Source organism: Serratia sp. 506_PEND, assembly GCF_001076875.1.
Taxonomy (GTDB): Bacteria; Pseudomonadota; Gammaproteobacteria; order Enterobacterales; family Enterobacteriaceae; genus Serratia; species Serratia marcescens.
In genome coordinates this window covers 1-1,435 of record NZ_JVEL01000071.1, presented here as the reverse complement: position 1 = coordinate 1,435, position 1,435 = coordinate 1, and the positions used below count along the sequence as shown (strand labels likewise).

At 61.8% G+C, this 1,435-nt stretch carries 3 protein-coding genes; 2 read left to right on the top strand and 1 reads right to left on the bottom strand.

The window, feature by feature from the left end; all coding sequences use genetic code 11:
- Together ADK28_RS29605 and oppF are read left to right on the top strand one after the other, a co-directional pair.
- On the top strand, positions 1–159 hold a 159-nt coding region (locus ADK28_RS29605; RefSeq protein ID WP_075202024.1), incomplete at its 5' end, for an oligopeptide/dipeptide ABC transporter ATP-binding protein.
- Complete coding sequence (gene oppF / locus ADK28_RS02435) at positions 156–1,157, top strand: murein tripeptide/oligopeptide ABC transporter ATP binding protein OppF (RefSeq protein WP_004932143.1); 1,002 nt, start codon at positions 156–158, stop codon at positions 1,155–1,157. The genes ADK28_RS29605 and oppF, both read left to right, overlap by 4 nt.
- Positions 1,158–1,230: 73 nt before the next feature.
- Here the strand turns inward: oppF and ADK28_RS02430 are convergent.
- A partial coding sequence (locus ADK28_RS02430; RefSeq protein ID WP_048794786.1) for a DUF440 family protein occupies positions 1,231–1,435 on the bottom strand: 205 nt, incomplete at its 5' end.

Sequence of the window (1,435 nt, the reverse complement as noted above, 5' to 3'; positions counted from 1 at the left end):
CCCGGCAACCCGCCGAACCTGCTGCGGCTGCCGAAAGGCTGCCCGTTCCAGCCGCGCTGCCCGTACGCCATGGAACAGTGCGCGAGCGCTCCGCCATTGGAGCAATTTGGGGAAGGGCGCCTGCGCGCCTGCTTTAAACCGGTGGAGGCGTTGGTATGACAGCGGTAACCGATAAGAAAGTGCTGCTCGAAGTGGCCGATCTGAAAGTGCACTTCGACATTCATGACGACAAGCAGTGGTTCTGGCAGCCGCCGAAAACCCTGAAGGCGGTCGATGGCGTTACGCTGCGGCTGTTCGAGGGGGAAACCCTGGGCGTGGTCGGCGAATCCGGCTGCGGCAAATCCACCTTCGCGCGCGCCATCATCGGCCTGGTGAAGGCCACCAGCGGGCGCGTCGCCTGGCTGGGTAAAGATCTGCTGGGCATGAACGACGCCGACTGGCGCAAAACCCGCAGCGATATCCAGATGATCTTCCAGGATCCGCTGGCTTCGCTCAACCCGCGCATGACCATCGGCGAAATCATCGCCGAGCCGCTGCGCACCTACTACCCGAAAATGCCGCGTCAGGAAGTGAAGGACAAGGTCAAGGCGATGATGCTGAAGGTCGGCCTGCTGCCTAACCTGATCAACCGTTATCCGCACGAGTTCTCCGGCGGCCAATGCCAGCGCATCGGCATCGCGCGCGCGCTGATCCTCGAACCGAAGCTGGTGATCTGCGACGAGCCGGTTTCCGCGTTGGACGTGTCGATTCAGGCGCAGGTGGTAAACCTGTTGCAGCAGCTGCAGCGCGAAATGGGGCTGTCATTGATCTTTATCGCCCACGATTTGGCGGTGGTGAAGCACATTTCCGATCGCGTGCTGGTGATGTACCTGGGCCATGCGGTAGAGCTGGGCACCTATGACGAGGTGTACCACAATCCGCAGCACCCATACACCAAGGCGCTGATGTCGGCGGTGCCGATCCCGGATCCGGACAAGGAGAAGGAAAAGCAGATCCAGCTGTTGGAAGGGGAGCTGCCTTCGCCGATCAATCCGCCGTCCGGCTGCGTGTTCCGCACTCGCTGCCCGATTGCCGGGCCGGAGTGCGCCAAGACGCGTCCGCTGCTGGAGGGCAGTTTCCGCCATGCGGTTTCGTGCCTGAAGGTCGATCCGCTGTAATGCGCCGCTAGCCGGCAACAAAAAGCCCCGCTGAATAAGCGGGGCTTTTTTTATCCGATGCGCTGGCGGCGAATCACTCTTTCCACAGAATGTGGCACAGCTTGTGGTCTTTCTCGCGGCAGATCAGCACGCGGGCGAACACGTCGTTGATCGGCTCGCCGTCGCTGTCCGCCAGACCGATCACCACTTCGGCGAAGAAGTCCGGGTTCAGGTCGTAATCCACGTGCTCGCTCCAGTCTTCGGAGGGGTCGTACAGTTCTGCGCCGCCGCGCTCTTCA